15 protein-coding genes are annotated in these 16,533 nt (G+C 56.4%); 8 read left to right on the top strand and 7 right to left on the bottom strand.

Annotated features, from left to right (window positions below):
- Positions 1–57 precede the first annotated feature (57 nt).
- The 3 genes from ASF69_RS18730 to ASF69_RS18720 form a co-directional block, all read right to left on the bottom strand.
- Positions 58–1,185 (bottom strand): S-(hydroxymethyl)glutathione dehydrogenase/class III alcohol dehydrogenase, encoded by a 1,128-nt coding sequence (locus ASF69_RS18730; protein ID WP_062589731.1) that lies wholly within the window; start codon positions 1,183–1,185, stop codon positions 58–60.
- Between the two features lie 85 nt (positions 1,186–1,270).
- The gene (locus ASF69_RS18725; protein WP_062589730.1) at positions 1,271–2,167 is read right to left on the bottom strand and encodes a DMT family transporter; all 897 of its coding nucleotides are present in this window, start codon (positions 2,165–2,167) and stop codon (positions 1,271–1,273) included.
- Between the two features lie 251 nt (positions 2,168–2,418).
- On the bottom strand, positions 2,419–3,669 hold the full coding sequence (locus tag ASF69_RS18720) for a flagellar biosynthetic protein FliO (protein WP_062589729.1): 1,251 nt from the start codon (positions 3,667–3,669) through the stop codon (positions 2,419–2,421).
- Between the two features lie 355 nt (positions 3,670–4,024).
- On the opposite strand from ASF69_RS18720, the gene ASF69_RS18715 reads away from it, so the two are divergent.
- The 7 genes from ASF69_RS18715 to ASF69_RS18685 all read left to right on the top strand — a co-directional run bounded on the left by ASF69_RS18715 (position 4,025) and on the right by ASF69_RS18685 (position 12,652).
- The gene (locus ASF69_RS18715) at positions 4,025–6,619 is read left to right on the top strand and encodes a PAS domain-containing sensor histidine kinase (protein WP_062589728.1); all 2,595 of its coding nucleotides are present in this window, start codon (positions 4,025–4,027) and stop codon (positions 6,617–6,619) included.
- A 163-nt stretch (positions 6,620–6,782) separates the two neighbouring features.
- The gene (locus tag ASF69_RS18710) at positions 6,783–7,427 is read left to right on the top strand and encodes a helix-turn-helix transcriptional regulator (RefSeq protein ID WP_062589727.1); all 645 of its coding nucleotides are present in this window, start codon (positions 6,783–6,785) and stop codon (positions 7,425–7,427) included.
- A 183-nt stretch (positions 7,428–7,610) separates the two neighbouring features.
- Positions 7,611–7,964, top strand: coding sequence for an ATP-dependent Clp protease adapter ClpS (gene clpS, locus ASF69_RS18705; protein ID WP_062589726.1), 354 nt, complete (start codon positions 7,611–7,613; stop codon positions 7,962–7,964).
- Between the two features lie 10 nt (positions 7,965–7,974).
- Positions 7,975–10,473 (top strand): ATP-dependent Clp protease ATP-binding subunit ClpA, encoded by a 2,499-nt coding sequence (clpA, locus tag ASF69_RS18700; RefSeq protein WP_062589725.1) that lies wholly within the window; start codon positions 7,975–7,977, stop codon positions 10,471–10,473.
- Positions 10,474–10,546: 73 nt separating this feature from the next.
- Entirely contained in the window at positions 10,547–11,299 is a 753-nt protein-coding gene (locus tag ASF69_RS18695; RefSeq protein WP_062589724.1) for an AzlC family ABC transporter permease, read from the top strand.
- Positions 11,296–11,643 carry an AzlD domain-containing protein gene (locus ASF69_RS18690; protein WP_062589723.1) on the top strand — a complete coding sequence of 116 codons (348 nt, stop codon included), beginning with the start codon at positions 11,296–11,298 and terminating at the stop codon, positions 11,641–11,643. Before ASF69_RS18695 ends, ASF69_RS18690 begins: the two co-directional genes overlap by 4 nt.
- 61 nt (positions 11,644–11,704) lie before the next feature.
- Positions 11,705–12,652 carry a phosphatase PAP2 family protein gene (locus ASF69_RS18685; RefSeq protein WP_062589722.1) on the top strand — a complete coding sequence of 316 codons (948 nt, stop codon included), beginning with the start codon at positions 11,705–11,707 and terminating at the stop codon, positions 12,650–12,652.
- Positions 12,653–12,682: 30 nt separating this feature from the next.
- On the opposite strand, the gene ASF69_RS18680 is transcribed toward ASF69_RS18685, so the two are convergent.
- The 4 genes from ASF69_RS18680 to ASF69_RS18665 are packed head-to-tail and all read right to left on the bottom strand — an operon-like array spanning position 12,683 to position 15,521.
- On the bottom strand, positions 12,683–13,099 hold the full coding sequence (locus ASF69_RS18680; RefSeq protein WP_062589721.1) for an HIT family protein: 417 nt from the start codon (positions 13,097–13,099) through the stop codon (positions 12,683–12,685).
- A gap of 27 nt (positions 13,100–13,126) precedes the next feature.
- Positions 13,127–14,317, bottom strand: coding sequence for a GNAT family N-acetyltransferase (locus tag ASF69_RS18675; RefSeq protein ID WP_062589719.1), 1,191 nt, complete (start codon positions 14,315–14,317; stop codon positions 13,127–13,129).
- On the bottom strand, positions 14,314–15,054 hold the full coding sequence (locus tag ASF69_RS18670) for a glycerophosphodiester phosphodiesterase (protein WP_062589717.1): 741 nt from the start codon (positions 15,052–15,054) through the stop codon (positions 14,314–14,316). Before ASF69_RS18670 ends, ASF69_RS18675 begins: the two co-directional genes overlap by 4 nt.
- Complete coding sequence (locus tag ASF69_RS18665) at positions 15,051–15,521, bottom strand: RidA family protein (RefSeq protein ID WP_062589714.1); 471 nt, start codon at positions 15,519–15,521, stop codon at positions 15,051–15,053. Before ASF69_RS18665 ends, ASF69_RS18670 begins: the two co-directional genes overlap by 4 nt.
- Before the next feature lie 115 nt (positions 15,522–15,636).
- Here ASF69_RS18665 and ASF69_RS18660 point away from each other — a divergent pair, with 115 nt between their 5' ends.
- On the top strand, positions 15,637–16,479 hold the full coding sequence (locus tag ASF69_RS18660; protein WP_062589712.1) for a cell envelope integrity EipB family protein: 843 nt from the start codon (positions 15,637–15,639) through the stop codon (positions 16,477–16,479).
- Positions 16,480–16,533: the final 54 nt, after the last annotated feature.

Genomic DNA, 16,533 nt, shown 5'->3' with positions numbered 1-16,533 from the left:
TCAGGAACCGATGTCCCCCGGCGGATAACGCCGAGGGAATTTTGATTGATCAATCAATCAATAAACGACGACGCCGCGAATGCTCTCACCGGAATGCATCATCTCGAAGCCCTTGTTGATGTCTTCAAGCGGCATCGTGTGGGTGATCATCGGGTCGATCTCAATCTTGCCGTCCATGTACCAGTCAACGATCTTGGGGACATCGGTCCGTCCACGCGCGCCGCCGAATGCCGTGCCCATCCAGGTGCGTCCGGTAACGAGCTGGAACGGGCGGGTCGATATTTCCTGCCCGGCACCTGCTACACCGATGACGACAGACTTGCCCCAGCCGCGATGCGAGGATTCAAGCGCCTGACGCATGACCTTCGTATTGCCCGTGCAATCGAATGTGTAGTCCGCCCCACCAATCTGATCAGCGCCGCGCTTCGTCAGATTGACGAGGTAGGGCACGATATCGTCGCCCGCATCCTTCGGGTTGACGAAGTGGGTCATGCCGAATTTTTCGCCCCATGCCTTCTTGTCATTGTTGAGATCGACACCGATGATCATGTCGGCGCCTGCAAGACGAAGACCCTGAATGACGTTGAGGCCGATTCCACCCAGACCAAAGACAATGGCCGTGGAACCGATCTCGACCTTGGCGGTGTTGATGACCGCACCAATGCCGGTGGTTACGCCGCAACCGATGTAGCAAACCTTATCGAAAGGTGCATCCGGGTTGATCTTGGCGACAGCAATCTCAGGCAAAACGGTGTAATTCGCGAAGGTCGAGCAGCCCATGTAGTGATGGATCTTGTCCTTGCCGATGGAAAAGCGGCTGGTGCCGTCTGGCATCACGCCCTGTCCCTGCGTGGAGCGGATGGCGGTGCACAGATTGGTCTTGCGCGACAGGCAGGACGGGCACTCACGGCACTCCGGCGTGTAGAGCGGAATGACATGGTCTCCCTTTTTGACCGAGGTGACGCCGGGACCGACATCAACAACGATGCCCGCGCCTTCGTGACCGAGAATGGCGGGGAACAGGCCTTCCGGGTCCGCACCCGAGAGGGTGAAATCGTCCGTGTGGCAAAGACCGGTCGCCTTGATTTCGATCAGCACTTCGCCCGCACGCGGACCTTCGAGCTGGACTGTCATGATTTCCAGAGGCTTGCCTGCCTGCACAGCGACTGCGGCGCGAACGTCCATTTTTCGTCTCCATCTCTATATCAGTAATGTCGAAAGACTTTTGCCCCACCTAAGCTGCAGGGACAAGGGCAGTTCCCCGGAATCGTCAAACTTCCGGCACCTCGGCAATCCTGCTTGCGGCCCTGCGTTCCCGCCAGATGATGAAAAGGCCGGATGCCACGATAATGACGATACCTATCCACTTGGATGCTGTGGGGAAATCTGAAAACAGCATGTAGCCCAATATGGTGGCCGATATGATCTCGAAATACTGGAAAGGCGCCAGAAGGGAAACGGGCGCAAGACGGAACGCCTTGACGACGAGGAGGTGCATATAGCCGGAGATAGAGCCGAGCAGGATAAGAAGGACAAGGCCATGCCCCCAGCCGGGTAGCGCCATCTCGAAGTTCTCATCGCCTGCGGCGTGGCCGATCAAGAGTGTCACGCCCATGAACACGGCACCCGCGATGCCGGCCATGGTCTGCATGACCAGCGGACTGTCGCCATCGCCAAGCGCACGGTTGAGGAACAGGTAAAGCGTAAATAGGAATGCACAGGCAACCGGCAGAAGCGAAGTCCAACCAAACACCTCAAAGCTGGGTTGAATGACAATCATTGCGCCGACAAAGCCCACGGCAATCGCCGTCCAGCGCATCCAGCCGACTTTCTCGCCCAGAAAGAATGCCGACATCATGGTGAGCAGGAAAGGTTCTACGAAATAGATCGCAAAAACGTCCGCGAGCGGCATGTATTTGACCGCAGCAAAGAAGGCGAGACTTGCCGCCGCATGCAGGACGCCACGCAGCAGGTTGAGCCATGGACGCTTGGCTGAGAGCAAAGCCCGTGGAGACATGATCATCAGCAAGGGCAGGGTGCACACAAGCTGAAAGAAAAACCGGTAGAAGGTGACCTGACCCGGTGACATCCCTTCCGACACCGCCATGTATTTCGCGATCGCGTCCATGACCGGCAGTACGATCATGCACCCGGCCATGATCAACATGCCCTTCAATGCACTTGCATTCGTGATTGTAGAGCTCAAGCGATCACCTTTTGTTCTTGATGGCCAATCCATCAGATTCGTTGACCACTGGCAACATGAGGCTAGGCTGCTTTCGCCATTAACAAGGTCGTGACCGAGCACTGTGGTCAGCGGCAGTAAACCAATGCCGGGAGGACTATAGGCGTTAGCGTTTTACAAGGAGCGGCAAATCCGCTCCTCGCGGTCGACAGGTGAACGATCTTACCTTGACGTCATTTGTCTCTCGTGACGGCCATTTCACCGAAGATGCGCGCCATTTCCTTTTGGACATCGGCATCGGACGGTGTGGTTGCGACCGCCGGTGCGACGGGCTCGGGCACGATTTGCTGGCGCGCAGGCTCAAGGCTCACGGATGGTGCGCTGGCCGTATTGTTCTTCTCGATTTCCGCCTGGAGGAAACTCTCGAAATCGCTCGTCAGCTGGTCGCCAAACACGGCACCATTTTCATCGGGCGCAAGAGGCTCCGGCTTGGCAGCACTCGCTGTGGCGGTGACGGGCGTTTCTGTCCGAAACGTCGGCAGAACCCGCTCTCTTGCTGCGGCAAGAAAGTCCGCAGCGCTGCTCTCGTCAATCACCGGCTCCTTCATTGCAACAGGTTCAGGTGCCGCCGACGGGCTTGGAGGGGCCACTGCCGCAGGTTCGCTCTGTTCGACGGAGACTGTCTGGACTGGTCTGGCCGTTTCTGCCTGAAGCGACGCGGCTGTGACCGCTGGCACGACTGGAGAAATATCAAGCGTGCTGGCTTCCTTGGAGAAAGACCTGGCGGGCGGCACAATGGAGGCGGAGGCCTGGGGTGCTGCCGGAGCAGGACGCACGGAGGCTTGGGCGGGAGCAGGAGGAGCGACGGGCTCGGGCCGAGGTCTTTGTGGTGGCGCAACGGGTGCAGCTTGCCTTGGCGCCATGGCCGGTGCAGGTACAGGAGGTGGAGATGCGGGAGCAGGAGCTGGTGATGGAGCCGAAGCTGGGGCCGGGGCCGGGGCTGCGACTGGCGCTGCTACGGGTCTTGGCTCTGGCTGGGGCGCAGGGGCGGATGCGGTCATGGTGGGCGCTGGTCGCACCTCCTGATCACGATCCGGGGAAAGAGCCTTTACGCGGCCCGATGCAAGTGCCCGCTCGGACGACAGGGATTGCAGCATCGCTTCCTGGGGATCGCGCACATCTCTCAAAATGGGAATGGCGCCGATGCCGCTTTCGATGACCACATCCGTCGGGCCACCAATCATGACGAGGTGTTCGACATTGTCACGACGCACGAGGACCAGCCTGCGCCGCGCGTCGACAGCGGTCGCATCGAGAACCTGCAAGCGGGGCTGACGATTTTTTCCACCGCGAATGAAGGGCGAGGAGCCGCCACGCCTGCGAACGAGCCACAGAACAATCGCCAGAGCCAGAAGTGCCACGCCGACACCTACGACAGCAACAATCAGGTTGTTGCCGTAAGTGCCGATAAAATCGTCCATCATTTATCCAGTCCCTTTGGTATTTCCCGGGCAAATGATTGCCGCATCAGAATTTTTGAAAGAGTTTGCGGCGAAAAGACGATTTTTTTGCGCCAAGCACAAGTTTTATCGACACCAGGCCACCAATTTGACCCCAGCTTTCACATTCCCGCCCGTATCCACGTGGCAAAGGTGCCACGCAAGGCGTCATATCGTGCGAAATGCAGTGCATTCGCTGTGTATTGGCAAAGGTTTATGAGGGGCGGAGCTTTTTGATATTTCACCGAATTGCTACAAGAGATAGACAAAAGCGATTCCGTCCGGAGCATTTGTCTTCGGGTTTAGAAGAATTGCCAAAACTGCAAGGGTTAGAGCCTCGATGACCAAGGTCAGCCAAGCCAGCGAAAATGATTTCCCCTTGGTGGACAGGCGCGCCCGATCCGGCACGCTCTTGCGCATACTTCTGCTAGCTCTCGTTCTCGTTGCCGCAGCCGTCGGATTCGTCTTCTTCAAAAATTCGCTCGAAAATGAAGTCGTCCTTGGCATACTCGGCGTTCTCGCGATGCTGGGGATTTTCTTTCTCGTCTCGTCCGCCATCGGCTTCATCGAGGTCATGCCGCAATCGCAGTCCGATGGCATGGCACGCCGGTTCCTGTCGTCCCACCCGGACGGTACGCTGATTACGGATCCAAAGGGACGCCTGGTCTACGCAAACGCAACCTATTGCCAGATGACCGGCGCCAAGAAGGCAACGGATATACAGAGCCTCGAAACGCTTCTGTCCCGTGACCGGGAGTCGACGGAAGCTCTCTACCGGCTCATCAACGGATTGCGCGAAGGCAAGGACGGCTACGAAGAATTTCGTCTCTTGAAGCCTTTGAGTGCCAATACGTCTCAATCCGGACCGCACTGGTACCGCCTGAAGGCTCGCCTTCTCAAGGACGCCAATAATAACGATCTTCACGTCTTCCAGATTGCCGACATCACGACCGAGCGCGAAGATCAGGAGCGGTTTTTCCGCGAATTGCAAAACGCAATCGACTATCTCGACCACGCCCCTGCGGGTTTCTTCTCGGCTGGCAAGCGAGGCGAGGTTGTCTACCTGAACGCTACGCTTTCGGAATGGCTTGGAATCGATCTCGCGCAGTTCTCGCCCGGCTCGCTTACGGTTTCCGATCTTGTTGCGGGTGAGGGCATGGCCCTCATTGAATCTGTGCAACCCCATGCGGGCACCAATCGAACGGAAATGCTCGATCTCGACATGCGCCGGGTCAATGGCCAGAGCATGCCTGCAAGGCTCGTGCATCAGGTAACCGCAACACGCGATGGCGCGCCGGGGGAAAGCCGCACAATCGTTCTCATGCGCTCAAAGGGTAAGGCTAACGCCGAATCCGCATCTGCCATGCGCTTCACCCGCTTCTTCAACAATACGCCGATGGCGATCGCTTCGCTGGACGGCGAACGTCGTATTTTGCGGACCAATGCGCCGTTCCTCAAGCTGTTTTCAGGCGTCGTTGGCCGGGACGATATCGACGGCGGCGTGGTACTTGATGCCGTGCTGCTGGATAGCGACAAGCCGAAGCTTCTTGAGGCCATCGATGCTGCCAAGGACCGGCAGGGCGACATTGCCCCCTTCGACAGCCGCCACCCAACGGACGAGACGCGACACTTCCGTTTCTATGTCCATGCCGTCATCGATCAGGATGACGAGGCACCGGAGGAAGTCGCAATTGTCTACGCAATCGAGGTGACCGAGCAGAAGGCGCTCGAGACCCAGATGGCGCAGACGCAGAAGATGAATGCCGTGGGAACGCTCGCAGGCGGTATTGCGCACGACTTCAACAACGTGCTTACGGCCATCCTGCTGTCTTCCGATCACCTGTTGCTACAGGCACGTCCGGCAGATGCCAGCTTCGCCGATCTCATGGAAATCAAGCGCAACGCCAACCGCGCGGCGGTCCTCGTGCGCCAGCTTCTGGCCTTCTCGCGCAAGCAGACCATGCGCCCGGCCGTGTTGAACCTGACGGACGTCATCGGCGATCTGCGAATGCTGGTCGATCGCCTTATCTCCGGAACGAATGTGAAACTCGAGGTCGATTATGGCCGCGATCTATGGCCGGTCAAAACCGATCTTTCGCAGTTCGAACAGGTTCTCATCAATCTGTGCGTCAATGCACGTGATGCGATGCCGCAGGGCGGCAAGATCAAGATTATCACGCGCAACATGCCCGCCGATGAGGTTGTCGCGCTCGGCCGTTCCGATCTTCCTTCCGAAGATCTGGTCATGATTGAGGTTGCCGATACGGGCACAGGTATTCCACCCGAAATCATGGACAAGATTTTCGAGCCCTTCTTCACGACAAAGGAAGTCGGCAAGGGAACCGGTCTTGGCCTTTCGATGGTCTACGGCATCGTCAAGCAGTCGGGCGGCTATATCTACCCCGACTCTGAAGTTGGCCGGGGGACGGCTTTCCGCATATTCCTGCCGCGCCACATCATCGAAGTCGCACCGCCGCTGGAAGGCGAGGCCGCACAGGCTGCTTCCGATGCTGCCGCTGCAAAAGAAGTGGCAAAAGAAGAACCGCTAGACCTGACCGGAAAATCCGCCGTCGTTCTTCTCGTCGAAGATGAGGAAGCCGTTCGTCGCGGTGGAAAGCGTATGCTGGAGACGCGTGGATACACCGTCCACGAGGCCGGTTCCGGTACGGAGGCACTTGAGGTGCTGGAGGAACTTGAAGGCAAGGTCGACATCGTCGTATCCGATGTCGTCATGCCTGAGATGGATGGACCTTCCCTGCTGCGGGAGCTTCGCAAGACCTATCCAGACATGAAGTTCATTTTCGTGTCCGGCTATGCGGAAGATGCCTTTGCCAAAAATCTTCCCGCCGATGCCAAATTCGGCTTCTTGCCGAAGCCTTTTTCGCTGAAGCAGCTTGCCGTCGCCGTGCGGGAAATGCTGGATGATGAAAATTGATCGGTTCTTCATGAACGACTGAATTTCACTGTTCAGAATGTTCTGGTAACCTCCCGGGAGTATCATCGGCGGAATGGTGAATTCTCCTTTTCGGTAGAGGCGCAAAATTTCCAGGGACCTGATCAGCAGGATTAGAGTTGCGAAAACGCTGGATGAAGTCGGCGTGGTCCTATCCGACATTCAGGCGTCCTTTGGCTTTCGCTGCTATTATGTCCTCGACATGTCGCGTCTTGAGGAGGCAGAGCCGGTGTCGGCCCTGTTCCCATTCAATATAGACGCATCGCTCATCTTCATGTTGGAAGAGGGTCTTTCCGGCTTTGCGACGCGGCTCCTGATGCAAAAGCCAGGCACTCTTGGCCCGCTGCGCTGGGATATGGAAGAACTCGAGGAGCAATGTGTATTGGCAACTGCGGTTGTGGCCGCGTTCCGCGCGCATTCGCACATCAGAGGCGTCAGCTTTCCGGCTTTGGGCATTTCCGGTGCGCCGCGCCTTATCGGTTTTGCGGGTGACAGGCCGCATCTGGATGTGGACGAGGTCGAGCGACTCAATGTCTTCATGGTTCATGCGCATGAGCAGCTTGCTCTCATTGGCCACGCCCGCACCGAGGCGCTGCAGCCCCTGACGGATCTGGAGCGGCAGATTCTCCTGATGGCCGCCGAGGGTGAAAGTCTGGAGGCAATTGGCGCTAAGGTCGCGCTTTCCAGCAGAACGATCAAATACATCATGGACTCGATCTGCAGAAAAATGGAGGTCGCCAATATCGAACATGCTGTTGCGGTATCGCTGCGGAGACGACTGGACCTCTAGGCTCACCGCCAATGCCGGGGGAAGGTTTTCTCCCACACTTTTGGTGCTCGCGAACGGATTAGTGATTGCAGTGCGTTGCAGGGGGCTTAAAATCACTGACGAACGACCTAAATAAAGGTGAGCGAAATTCCTGCTCGCAACCCTAAAAGACCGGTGCGAGTGCGATCTGGAGAATGATGAAAGATGATCGCTAAGTCGATCTACATGCAGGGCGAGGGTGAAGGGGAAGACGGCGGTGCGAACCGCGGAACGTCTGTTATTACCCGCACCAAACCGAAGACAAAAAAGCCCAATCTCTACCGTGTTCTTTTGCTGAACGACGACTATACTCCCATGGAATTCGTCATTCACATTCTGGAGCGTTTTTTCCAGAAGGACAGGGAAGGGGCAACCCGCATCATGTTGCATGTACACCAACACGGTGTCGGCGAATGCGGGGTGTTTACATATGAGGTCGCAGAGACAAAAGTAAGTCAGGTCATGGATTTCGCCCGACAGCACCAGCATCCGCTGCAATGCGTCATGGAAAAGAAATGAGGATCGCAACGTGCCAACTTTTTCCCCCAGTCTAGAGAAGGCGCTGCATCAGGCATTGACCTTTGCAAATGAGCGTCACCACGAATATGCGACGCTTGAGCACCTGTTGCTGGCCCTGATCGAAGATGCAGATGCGGCCGCAGTCATGGGCGCGTGCAACGTCGATCTCGACGCCTTGCGCAAGACTGTTGTCGATTACGTCGACAACGAACTGTCCAACCTTGTCACAGGCTACGACGAGGATTCCAAACCAACCTCGGGTTTCCAGCGCGTCATCCAGAGAGCGGTTATTCATGTTCAGTCTTCCGGTCGTGAAGAAGTAACGGGCGCCAACGTCCTCGTTGCCATCTTCGCCGAACGGGAGAGCCATGCCGCCTATTTCCTGCAGGAGCAGGAGATGACACGGTACGACGCCGTCAACTATATCTCCCACGGCATTGGCAAGCGTCCCGGTACATCCCAGACACGCACACCGCGTGGCGCAGACGAGCCGGAGAATGAGGCCAAGCCCGCTCGTAATGGCTCGGAAGAAGACAGTTCCGCGCCCAAGAAGCAGCAGGAGGCGCTGAAGGCCTATTGCGTCAATCTGAATGAGAAGGCCAAGGGCGGCAAGATCGATCCATTGATCGGTCGTCATGCCGAGGTCAACCGAACCATTCAGGTCCTTTGCCGTCGCTCCAAGAACAACCCGCTCTACGTGGGTGATCCGGGTGTGGGCAAGACTGCCATCGCTGAAGGTCTCGCAAAGCGGATCGTTGAGGGCAAGGTTCCGGAAGCGTTGAAGAACGACACGATCTTCTCGCTTGATATGGGCACGCTTCTGGCTGGCACGCGCTACCGCGGCGACTTCGAAGAGCGCCTCAAGCAGGTCGTCAAGGAACTGGAAGATTTTCCGGGCGCTGTTCTGTTCATCGATGAAATTCATACGGTGATCGGTGCCGGTGCGACGTCCGGCGGCGCGATGGATGCTTCGAATCTCTTGAAGCCTGCCTTGTCGTCAGGCGCGATCCGTTGCATCGGCTCGACCACCTACAAGGAATACCGCCAGTTCTTTGAAAAGGACCGGGCCCTTGTCCGTCGTTTCCAGAAGATCGACGTCAACGAGCCTTCTATCGAAGACGCAATCGAAATCATGAAGGGCCTCAAGCCCTATTATGAAAACTACCACCACCTGCGTTATTCCAACGAAGCGATCAAGGCGGCGGTTGAGCTTTCTGCGCGTTACATTTCGGACCGCAAGCTGCCCGACAAGGCGATCGATGTGATCGATGAAACCGGTGCGGCACAGATGTTGCTGCCCGCTTCGAAGCGCCGCAAGCTGATCACGGAAAAAGAAATCGAAGTGACGATTGCGACAATGGCACGTATTCCTGCCAAGACGGTTTCCAAGGATGACGAGATGGTTCTCGCCAATCTTGAAAAGGAACTGCGCTCGGTCGTTTACGGTCAGGACATTGCCATCGAGGCTCTGTCCACCGCGATCAAGCTGGCACGTGCAGGCCTTCGCGAGCCCAACAAGCCGATTGGTTCCTATGTCTTTTCCGGCCCCACGGGCGTCGGCAAGACCGAGGTTGCCAAGCAGCTTGCTGCCTCGCTCGGCGTGGAAATGCTGCGTTTCGACATGTCGGAATACATGGAACGGCACACCGTCTCGCGTCTGCTCGGTGCACCTCCCGGCTATGTCGGCTTCGACCAGGGCGGTCTTCTGACTGATGGCGTCGATCAGCATCCGCATTGCGTGGTGTTGCTGGACGAGATCGAGAAGGCGCATCCCGATATCTACAACATTCTGTTGCAGGTCATGGATCACGGCTCGCTGACGGATCATAACGGCAAGAAGATCGACTTCCGCAACGTCATCCTGATCATGACGACCAATGCGGGCGCGTCGGAAATGGCGAAATCGGCAATCGGTTTCGGCTCTTCCAAGCGCACCGGCGAAGACGAGGAGGCACTCAACCGCCTGTTCACACCGGAATTCCGCAACCGTCTGGATGCGATCATTCCATTCTCGCCGCTTCCAACTGCCGTTATTCACAAGGTGGTCCAGAAGTTCGTCATGCAGCTTGAGACCCAGTTGTCCGAGCGCAATGTCACTTTCGATCTGCACGAGGACGCAATCGCGTGGCTCGCAGAGAAGGGCTACGACGAGAAAATGGGAGCGCGTCCGCTTGGTCGCGTCATTCAGGAGCACATCAAGAAGCCGCTGGCCAATGAGATCCTGTTTGGCAAACTCAAGAAGGGCGGCGTCGTCAGCGTCACCATAGGCAAGAAGGACGATGGCACCAAAAGTCTCAAGCTTGACGTTATGCCGGAGACGGCGCCCGTAAAGCCCAAGCCCGAGGCTGAACTCAAGGCCGCCAAGTCGCCCGGCAAGTCCAAGGGAAAGACGAAGACGGCAAAGGTGGAAGAGGCCGAGGTCGTCGTGGTGGAAGCCACGAAGACCGAAGAGGATGCCAAGCCCCGTCGCAAGACAAATACGGTGCCAAAGGTGCCTAAAAAGAAGTAAATCTTCTACTACGCAGTCAGTATGTGCCGGGCCAAGTGCCCGGCACATTGTTATGTCGATACCGGATTGAGATATGCCCCCAGAACACGCAGTGGAGCCCCATTACCTTTGGTTCGTCAGGGGCATGAAGGGCATATTTTCTTTGCCTGCACTCATTCTCATGACGTCATTCATCGGTTTCAGTGCGTTTGCTTTGGAATCGGGTATCACTCGCAGCGAAGCCGTGTTTATGACGCTTTCCATCTGGGCCTTGCCCGCCAAGATGATTTTGATTGGAGCGATGACGAGCGGCGCGGGGCTTGCGACCTGTTTTCTGGTGGTCACCCTGTCATCAATCCGGATGATGCCCATGGTCGCTTCCATTGTGCCGGAAATGCGCACGGCGAAGACCCCCACATGGCTTCTTCTGTTCCTGTCACACTTCGTGGCCATTACCGCATGGGTGTTCGCCACCCAGAACTTGAGCAAAGTCCCGCGCGAGGCACGTGTTGCCTGGTTCGCGGGCTTTGGAATGACCCTGACTGCGGTCAGCGCGACGATTGTTGCAGTCTGTTACGGCGTCGTGGCCGCTTTTCCACCCATCATCGCTGGCATTCTGTTTTTTCTGACGCCCGTCTATTTCGTTTCGTCAATATGGGCCTCGGCCAAGCAGAGCGTTGTCAAGATCGCTTTCGTGGTCGGCATTATCGCAGGCCCGCTTTTTGCAGTCATAGAACCTGAATTCGACATCCTCTATGCGGGCCTTGGCGGAGGCACCTTGGCCTATCTCTTCGATCGTTTCTGGCTTCGCCGTGAGAAGGCCTCTGCAGGCGAGGGCGAAGCATGATGGCCGACAACTGGTGGGCACCCTATCTCTTCATCGCCTTGGCCGGCTGGATTGCGACCGATATCTGGCGCTGGCTCGGCGTACTCGCCGGCAACCGTTTGAAGGAAGGGTCCGAAACTCTCAACTGGGTCAGGGCAGTTGCCACCGCGCTGGTCATGGCTGTCACAGCCAAGCTGATCGTCTTTCCCACCGGTACACTGGCGGATACACCGATGTGGTTACGGATAGGCGCCGCACTGATTGGCTTCGTTGTGTTTCTTGCAAGTGGACAGAAAGTCTTCATCGGCGTAGCTGCACCCTTGCTAATACTCGCAATGGGCATGGGATACTTAATGTATTATTGAGTATTTCTTGAGACCGTAGAGATGATTTCTTAGCGTCACTCGGTCCGAATCGATAAAATCGATGATATTTTTGCCGATAGAGAAACTGATATTTACGACAATAATCGCACTACTCGTTTTCGATGTTTTCTGGATTTATCAAAAGTCAATTTACCTTGATGTAGGCGGATATTTTTTCAGCGCCATTATGGGGTTGATACCGTTGGCCCTCGGGCAGTTCTATCGGCTGAGGGGGAGGGAAGCTGGTCTTGGAGATGTACTGACCGCATCAGGTCTCTACATTCTCTTCACCATCGCGGCCTCGGTCTTCAACTACATGTTTCTACCAATCAGCTTCGAACCAATCGACGAAATGCTCATGCGTGCCGATAACGCCTTGGGCTATAGCTGGCCAGACATTGTGACGTGGATTTCTCAATACCCGCTGGTGGGTACGGCTCTGCATTACGTCTATCTAACGTCACTGCCGCAACTGCTTGTCACGATCATCGTTCTGGGATTTACCGGCAAACGGCGGGCACTGCATTGGTTTCTTCTCACGGGAAGCATCGGCGCCTTGCTGAGTATCTGCTTCTGGATTTTCTTTCCAACCTTCGGCGCAAAAGCGTACCACGATTTAACGCCCGAAGTCATCGCCGCCATTCCTCTGGCCGTGGATCCGGCCTACGGGCAAGAGCTTATGCGCCTGGGGCGGGAGGGTGTCGCCTATCTCTCACCAAGGAATATTCTTGGACTAATCGGCTTCCCGTCATTTCATATCTTTATGGCGCTGATGTCAGTCTTCTTCGTTCCAAGGCACTCCTTCTTCATCGCTGTTTTCGGCACACTGAATGCGCTGATGTTACCGGCAGTCTTGATACAGGGTGGCCACCACCTCGTGGATATTTTCGGGGGCATGATCTGCTTTGCAATCACGCTCCCGATATCGCGGTACATCGTTGAAAGGCTGGACGACAAGAAAATGCCCGCCAATCTGAAATCGAACGGCGCAGAGCTCGCCGCCGATTGAGCCTTGGGGCGGGCCGCCCTTGAGAGCACCTTAGAGTGCGGCTTTGATCTTTTCCGCCTGTGACTTCAAAAGGTCAGTATCCGCCATTGCACCGCTGTGCGGCTTCAGCGGCTCACCATCCTTGCGTGGGACGATGTGGAAGTGAAGGTGAAACACGGTCTGGCCTGCGGCTGCCTCGTTGAACTGCGCGATGTAGACACCATCCGCATCAAAAGCTTCCTTGGCGGCGACAGCCAGTTTTTGAACGACAGCAATCGTTTTCGCCAACACAGCAGGATCAGCATCCAGCAGATTGCGCGAACCGGCCTTGGGAACGACCAGCAGATGGCCCGGCGCCTGCGGCATGACATCCATGAATGCCAGAGTGTCGTCGTCCTCGTAAACCTTCACCGATGGGATCTCGCCACGCAGGATCTTGGCGAAGATGTTGTTTGTGTCGTAGGTCATGAAATGCCTCCTCGTCTGAAAACTTGCTTAATCGTCCGCCTCAGGGCGCTCACCCTTTCGAAACGGGCTGTGCTCATCAAGATAATCGCCAATCTGCTCGACTTCATTTCGTTCCCGCTCCAGATAGTCGGCGATGGCGCGGCGCAAGCCCGGATGGGTGATGAAATGCGCCGAATGGGTCGTCACCGGTGTGTATCCACGGGCAAGCTTGTGCTCCCCCTGTGCGCCAGCCTCAACGCGCTTCAGGCCCTTTGAAAGAGCGAAATCGATGGCCTGATGATAGCAGACCTCGAAATGAAGAAAGGGGTGATCCTCGATGCAGCCCCAGTGCCTGCCGTAGATGGCCTCTCCACCGATAAAGTTGATGGCTCCGGCAATATACCGCCCCTCGCGCCGCGCCATGACGAGGAGAATATCGTCGGCCATGCGCTCGCCAATCAAGGAATAAAAGGCGCGGGTGAGATAAGGACGGCCCCATTTGCGGCTGCCTGTATCCATATAGAATCGGTAGAACTGGTCCCAGATATCCTCGGTCAGATCCCGACCGGTCAGCCAGTCGATCTCGATTCCGTTTTCCAGCGCCGCGCGGCGTTCTTTTTTCAGGCCCTTGCGCTTGCGGGACGAAAGCGCATCCAGAAAATCCGCGTGATCCCGATATCCGTTATTTATGAAATGGAATTGCTGGTCGGCACGGGCGAGAAATCCCTCATCTGCCAGCGCCTCCATATCGTCGTCGGTGGCAAAAGTGACATGCGAAGAGGATACGCCGATCTTTTCCGTGACCTGCCTCAGCCCGGAGGCCAGAACCTGACGGAAAGCTGCATCATCGATGCCATTGGTCAACAGCCGCGGACCGGTTGCGGGCGTAAAGGGCACGGCACATTGCAGCTTTGGATAATAATTGCCGCCTGCACGCTCAAGTGCATCGGCCCAGCCGTGGTCGAAGACGTATTCGCCCTGGCTATGGCTTTTGAGATAGGCCGGAATGGCACCGGTCAGCCGCCCATCACCATTTTCCAAAAGCAGGTGATGACCACGCCAGCCGGTCTTGGATGTAGCGGATCCAGACTCTTCTAGTGATGAGAGAAAAGCATGAGAAATGAACGGATTATAGAATTCTTTTCGCGTGTTCTTTGAAGTTCCGGAAAGCATGTTCCAGCTTTCCGGATCAATGTCCTTGAAGGACCTTTCTACGCGAATGGAATATTCATCGCTCATGCGCCGGCTGGTACGCTTTCTCTTGGGTCGAAACCTTCGAACGTCATCTGGTCTGCATATTTATAGGTGGTCGCACGGCCGATTTCATCCCTTACCGTCCATGTAATGACAGGAATACCGAGTTTTCTTTGTGCCTCGATAAAGCTGTTCGGCAAATGCGCCCATGCATAGGAGATGAAATCGACGCCGATCTGCATGGCCTCGTCGTGCTTGAAAAAGTCCTCGGGCTGTGCCCCTTCCGCCGTCAAGCCGATAGGCCAAGGCGAGCCTGCCGCCTTCAGGTCTCGCAAAAGGTGATGATCGAAACTCATCAGGGCAACGTCGCCTTCATAACCCTCAAGCGTTTCCAGCACGGCCTCTGCAAAGCCATCATCGACACCTTCGCCATCCCGACCCTTGAGTTCAAGCACAAGCGGCACCTTGCCGCCGCAAAGGGCAAGCAGCTGCTTGAGCGTCGGAATACGATCCTTCGTCTGACCGACCGACAAAAGGCCCAGCTCACCCGCCGTCTTTTCCCGCACATCCCCCTTGATGCCCGTCAGCCGGGACATCTCGTGGTCGTGGAACACGACAGGCACGCTGTCCGCTGCCAACTGCAGGTCGCATTCAATGGCAAAGCCCGCTTCGATAGCGCGGGAGAAAGCCGTCAGGGTGTTTTCCCAAACGGCCTTGTTCTGATCGTGATAACCGCGATGGGCGACGGGGTTCGCGGTCAGCCAGGACAGCTTCAACGTCATAGCTCGATTTCCACGATGGCATCGATTTCAACGGCGGCATTAAAGGGCAGGGATGCCATGCCAACCGCTGCACGCGCGTGCTTGCCTGCATCACCGAGCACATTGGCGATCAGGTTCGACGCGCCATTGATGACGAGATGCTGCTCTGTGAACTCGGGTACGGAGGCGACGAAGCCGTTCAGCTTCAGCACACGGCGCACCTTTGAGAGGTCACCGCCGAGGGCGGCCTTGACCTGAGCGAGGATGTTGACGGCACAGAGTTCAGCAGCGCGCTGTGCCGTTGCCACATCCACATCGCGCCCGACATGGCCTGTTACCGCAATCTTGCCGGATTCCATCGGCAATTGACCCGAAATGTAGAGCAGATTGCCGCTGATGGTGAAGGGAACATAGTTTGCAGCGGGTGCTGCAGCAGCGGGCAGGGTGTAGCCCAGGTCTTTCAGGCGAGCTTCGATGGCATCCGACATTTTCGTCTCCGCTTTTGTTGTAAATCTTTCAAAAATCCGGCAGACAGATCATGATGTCCAAAAGCCGGGCTGTTGCTTGTACAATATGAGCGGTGAGTCCAACAGGAGATATTGAATGTTTGTCAGGAACCTTGCTGCTGCTTTTGCTTCCGGCGTCGTTTTCGTCTTGCCGGGTGCCGCAAGTGCCGTGCCTGCCTCAGTTCCCAATCTCATTTCCCACAGGGCTGTCTACGATCTGGAATTGAAGGATGCCTCCGACCGTTCCGGCATCGAGGGAATGACGGGCCGCATGGTCTACGAGTTCACCGGTTCCTCCTGCAAGGGCTACAAGACCGACTTCCGGTTCGTAACCCAGATCAACACCGGCGACACCGTAAGGCTGACCGACCAGCAGACGACGACCTTCGAAGATGTCGACTCCAAGAAGTTTACCTTCGAAACCAAGTCTTTCACCGACGACAAGCTGGACAAGGAAGTCACCGGTTCTGCGGAAGACGCAAACGGTGCCATGACGATCGATCTGAAAAAGCCGGACCCAAGGAAAATCGATCTCGCAGCAGGCGAGTTTCCCACCGAGCATATGTATCAGGTCATCGAGAACGCAAAGCTTGGAAAGCGCATCTTCGAATCCCGCGTTTTCGATGGCTCCGATGATGGCGACGAAAGCCTGATCACCTCAACGCTTGTCGGCAAGCAGCAGGCGCCCGCCGATGGCGACGTGGATGCAGGCAAGGCGGGTGACTTCGCCAAGACACCGTTCTGGCCAGTGACGATTGCCTATTACAATGACAAGAGCGGTACCGATTCGCTGCCAATCTACCGCATGTCGTTCAAGCTTTACGAAAACGGAATCACGCGCGATCTGACCATGGATTACGGCGACTTCGTCCTGACCGGCAAACTCGCCAAACTCGATATTCTTCAGCCGGAAAGCTGTGAAAACAAGCCGATGCGCTAAAAGGCACGTCGCGGCATTTCGTAATTTTTTGCATAATTGCTTGCTTTTCCTTGG

Origin of the sequence: Rhizobium sp. Leaf311, assembly GCF_001423445.1 — a bacterium.
GTDB lineage: Bacteria > Pseudomonadota > Alphaproteobacteria > Rhizobiales > Rhizobiaceae > Agrobacterium.
The sequence above is the reverse complement of the archived record's forward strand: the minus strand, read 5'-3'. Positions and strand labels throughout refer to the sequence as shown.

Bases quoted from the DNA above. Each gene is read 5' to 3' on its own strand.
- ASF69_RS18730 (WP_062589731.1), bottom strand. From the start codon at position 1,185: ATGGACGTTCGCGCCGCAGTCGCTGTGCAGGCAGGCAAGCCTCTGGAA.
- ASF69_RS18725 (WP_062589730.1), bottom strand. From the start codon at position 2,167: ATGTTGATCATGGCCGGGTGCATGATCGTACTGCCGGTCATGGACGCG.
- ASF69_RS18720 (WP_062589729.1), bottom strand. From the start codon at position 3,669: ATGATGGACGATTTTATCGGCACTTACGGCAACAACCTGATTGTTGCT.
- ASF69_RS18715 (WP_062589728.1), top strand. From the start codon at position 4,025: ATGACCAAGGTCAGCCAAGCCAGCGAAAATGATTTCCCCTTGGTGGAC.
- clpS (WP_062589726.1), top strand. From the start codon at position 7,611: ATGATCGCTAAGTCGATCTACATGCAGGGCGAGGGTGAAGGGGAAGAC.
- ASF69_RS18695 (WP_062589724.1), top strand. From the start codon at position 10,547: ATGCCCCCAGAACACGCAGTGGAGCCCCATTACCTTTGGTTCGTCAGG.
- ASF69_RS18690 (WP_062589723.1), top strand. From the start codon at position 11,296: ATGATGGCCGACAACTGGTGGGCACCCTATCTCTTCATCGCCTTGGCC.
- ASF69_RS18685 (WP_062589722.1), top strand. From the start codon at position 11,705: ATGATATTTTTGCCGATAGAGAAACTGATATTTACGACAATAATCGCA.
- ASF69_RS18680 (WP_062589721.1), bottom strand. From the start codon at position 13,099: ATGACCTACGACACAAACAACATCTTCGCCAAGATCCTGCGTGGCGAG.
- ASF69_RS18675 (WP_062589719.1), bottom strand. From the start codon at position 14,317: ATGAGCGATGAATATTCCATTCGCGTAGAAAGGTCCTTCAAGGACATT.
- ASF69_RS18670 (WP_062589717.1), bottom strand. From the start codon at position 15,054: ATGACGTTGAAGCTGTCCTGGCTGACCGCGAACCCCGTCGCCCATCGC.
- ASF69_RS18665 (WP_062589714.1), bottom strand. From the start codon at position 15,521: ATGTCGGATGCCATCGAAGCTCGCCTGAAAGACCTGGGCTACACCCTG.
- ASF69_RS18660 (WP_062589712.1), top strand. From the start codon at position 15,637: ATGTTTGTCAGGAACCTTGCTGCTGCTTTTGCTTCCGGCGTCGTTTTC.